Below are 4253 nucleotides of genomic sequence, written 5' to 3' on the forward strand. Positions count from 1 at the left end.
GCCCCGCGCCATGGATGGCGCGGGGCGGCGGCCCACGCTCCAAAGCCTGCGTGAGGGCACACCGAGCCGGAGGCGAGGTGCCGAGTGGAGGGGCAAGAGCCTTTTGGTTACTTTTGGGCTCTTTTCAAAAGTGACCCGCCGTAAGGGCGGAACCCATACCCGCCATCACCACAAAAACGAATCCACCCCATAAAAAATGAACCACCCAGGACCCCAGCGTGTCCCCGCTTCCCATGTCACCCCCCACCCCACAAATCCCTTAATTTCCCCCCTCTACCGGAAGCCCCTCCAGGCCCCCGGCTGCGCCTGCATTTTGCACCGCGCGCCCAGCACACCCCGATCCAAGCGGCAGCTGAAAACGGACTTTCTCCTCAACCGTGACTTACCAGGCAGGTTACCCCCATGCAGTTCAGCGAATTATTGGCAGCGATTTCCACCCATGCGATCCGTCTGCAACTGGAAGAGGGCGACCTGATCATCCTCGGCGATGACGAGGCGCTGGACGACGCGCTGTGGGACCAACTGATCGCCCATAAGCCCCGGCTGTTGGCGTTGGTCGCCGAGCATGGCGGTGACTGGCTGAGCCCCGCTTACCGTATTACCCCGGCCATGTTGCCGCTGGTCAACCTCGACCAGTCGGCCATCGACCGCATCGTCGCCGCCATCCCCGGCGGGGCGGCGAATGTGCAGGATATCTACCCCCTGGCGCCGCTCCAGGAAGGCATGCTCTACCATCATTTGTCGGCGGAGCAGGGCGACCCTTATGTGCTGCACGCGCAGTTCGTGTTCGACAGCCGTTCGCGCCTGGATGCTTTTGCCGAGGCGCTGCAATGGGTGATCGACCGCCACGACATCCTGCGCACGTCCATGGCCTGGGAGCGTCTCGACGAGCCGCTGCAGGTGGTGTGGCGCAAAGCGTGCCTGGCCTGTGACGAGGCGCATTTGGACGGTGGCGATGTCCTCGCTCAATTGCTCGCCCGCCATGACGCGCGCACTTACCGCATGGACCTGGGCCAGGCGCCGTTGCTGCGCCTGGTCTTCGCCAATGACCCGGCCAACGCGCGGGTGGTGGCGATGCTGCTGTTCCACCACACCATCCTCGACCACACCGCGCTTGATGTGGTGCGCCATGAAATCCAGCTGTACCTGGCCGGCGAGCAGGCCCAGGCCGGTGAGCCGGTGCCGTTTCGCAGCTATATCGCCCAAGTGCGCCATGGCGTCAGCGAGCAGGCCCATGAGGCGTTTTTCCGCGACATGCTCGCGGATATCGATGAGCCGACGTTGCCCTTCGGCTTGCAGGATGTGCAGGGCGATGGGCAGGGGATCGACGAAGCGCGTATTCCTGTCGACAGCACGCTGAGCCGTCGCCTGCGCACCTTGGCGCGCCCGCTGGGCGTGAGCGTGGCGAGCATGATGCACCTGGGCCTGGCGCGCGTATTGGGCGTGGTCTCCGGGCGCGATGCCGTGGTGTTCGGCACCGTGATGCTCGGCCGCATGGGTGCGGGCGAGGGCGGCGAACGGGCCTTGGGCATGTTCATCAACACCTTGCCGCTGCGCGTGGACGTGGGCGAGCAGGGCGTGCGCGCCGGGGTCAAGGCCACCCATGAACGCCTCACCACGTTGCTCAACCACGAACACGCGTCGCTGGCACTGGCGCAGCGTTGCAGTGGTGTGGCCGCGCCGACGCCGCTGTTCAGCGCGATGCTCAACTACCGCCACAGCGCCGCCACTGACATGGCGGCTGTTATCCACGTAGCCGAAGGCATCCAGGTGCTGGGCGCCGAAGAACGCACCAACTACCCGCTGACGGTCAACGTCGATGACCTGGGTGAAGACTTCGCGCTGACGGTGATGGTCGACGCTTCCATCGGCGCGCAACGGGTTGCCGGTTACCTGCACACCGCGCTGGAAAGCCTGGCCGATGCCCTGGAGCAGCGACCGGACACGCCGCTCAGCGGCCTGAACATCCTGCCCGACAGCGAACGTCACCACTTGCTGCACAGCCTTAACCAAAGCCCCACGCACTACGCCGACACCGCGCTGATCCACCAGCAAGTCGAAACCCACGCCGCCGCCCACCCCGATGCCGTCGCCTTGCGCTTCGACAATCAGCGCCTGACGTACCGCCAGCTCAACGAACGCGCCAACCAGGTTGCCCACCGCTTGCTCGCTCAGGGCGTGCGCGCCGATGACCGCGTGGCGATCTGTATCGAGCGTGGCCCGGAGATGATCGTCGGCCTGCTCGGCATCCTCAAGGCCGGTGCCGGCTATGTACCGATTGACCCGGCATCCCCGCTGGAGCGCATCGCCTACACCCTGGCCGACAGCGAGCCCTTGGCCGTGCTGGTGCAAGCCAACACCCGCCATCTGGTCGGCGACGTGCCGGCCATCGACCTCAACAGCTTGCGCCAGGAATCCATCGTCAACCCACGGCTGCACCTGAGCCCGGCCAACCTGGCCTATGTGATCTACACCTCCGGCTCCACCGGCCTGCCCAAAGGCGTGATGATCGAGCACCGGCAAGTGGCGCGTTTGTTTACCGCCACCGAGCACTGGTTCGGCTTCAACCACAACGATGTCTGGGCGCTGTTCCACTCGTTCGCCTTCGACTTCTCGGTGTGGGAAATCTGGGGGGCACTGATGCACGGCGGCCAGTTGCTGATCGTGCCGCAACTGGTCAGCCGATCGCCGGAGGAGTGCTACACGCTGCTCTGCGACGCTGGTGTGAGCATCCTCAACCAGACCCCGAGCGCCTTCCGCCAACTGATCGCCGCCCAGGCCCAGAGCCCGCAGGCGCATTCCCTGCGCCAGGTGATTTTCGGCGGCGAGGCCCTGGAGCCGGGCATGCTCAAGCCGTGGTATGCCCGTGCGATCAACGCCGGCACGCAACTGGTGAACATGTACGGCATTACCGAAACCACCGTGCACGTGACCTATCGCGCGCTGGAGGCGGCGGATGCGCAGTGGGTGGGGGCCAGCCCGATCGGCGTGCGCATTCCCGACCTGCAACTGTACGTGCTGGACGCGCGCCGCGAGCCGTTGCCCGTGGGCGTGGTTGGCGAGTTGTACGTGGGCGGCGCCGGGGTGGCGCGCGGTTACCTCAATCGGGACGCGCTGAATGCAGAACGCTTCCTGGCCGACCCGGCCACCGGCCTGCGCATGTACAAGACCGGTGACCTCGGCCGCCTGTTGGCCGACGGCAGCGTCGAGTACCTGGGGCGCAACGACGATCAGGTAAAAATCCGTGGTTTTCGTATCGAACTGGGCGAAATCGAAGCACGTCTGGCCACCGCCGACGGCGTGCGTGACGCGGTCGTGATCGCCCGTGAAGACTCGCCTGGCGACAAGCGCCTGGTGGCCTACGTGATTGCCGACCGCGCACTCGCGGCCGCCGCATTGCGCGATCACCTGCTGCTGAGCCTGGCTGACTACATGGTGCCCAGCGCCTTTGTCATGCTGGATAAACTGCCGCTGACCACCAACGGCAAACTCGACCGCAAGGCCTTGCCCGCGCCGGATGCGGATGCCGTGGCAAGGCGCGGTTACGAAGCCCCGCAAGGGGCGGTGGAAACCGCCATCGCCGGCATCTGGCAAGACCTGCTCAAGCTCGACCGGGTCGGCCGCGACGACAACTTTTTCGAACTGGGCGGCCATTCGCTGCTCGCGGTCAAGCTGATCGAGCGCATGCGTCAAGTGGACTTGAGCGCCGACGTGCGCGTGCTGTTTGGCCAGCCAACCCTTGCCGCACTGGCAGGCGCGGTGGGTGGGCAGCAAGAGGTGCAGGTCCCGCTGAACCTCATCGAACCCACCAGCCAGGCAATCACGCCGGACATGCTGCCGCTGGTCGATCTGGATCAAGCCGCGATCGACCACATCCTGCGCACCGTGCCCGGCGGCATCGCCAATGTGCAGGACATCTACGGCCTAGCGCCCTTGCAGGCGGGCATTCTCTACCATCACTTGGCAACCACCGAGGGCGACCCCTACGTGTTGCAAGTGCAGTTCAGCTTTGCCGACCAGACGGCGGTGGACGCCTTTGTCCAGGCGCTGCACAGCGTGATCGAGCGCAACGACATCCTGCGCACCGCGATCCTCTGGGAAGGCCTGGATGAACCGGTGCAAGTGGTCCTGCGCCAGGCGCCGCTGGCGGTTGAACGGATTCAAACCGAGGGCGCCGATGCCCTGGCGCACCTGCAACAGCGCTTTGACCCGCGCCATTTTCGCCTCGACCTGTCGCGCGCCTCGCTGATGCG

Annotated in this window: 1 protein-coding gene; it reads left to right on the plus strand. The window is 65.6% G+C overall.

Annotation, left to right across the window (positions count from 1 at the left end):
- Positions 1–402: 402 nt before the first annotated feature.
- Positions 403–4253: non-ribosomal peptide synthetase (locus WBB95_RS08515; protein WP_424487177.1), on the plus strand; the 3851-nt coding region annotated here is incomplete at its 3' end.

It is taken from the genome of Pseudomonas sp. (assembly GCF_049645325.1).
Classification (GTDB): Bacteria; Pseudomonadota; Gammaproteobacteria; order Pseudomonadales; family Pseudomonadaceae; genus Aquipseudomonas.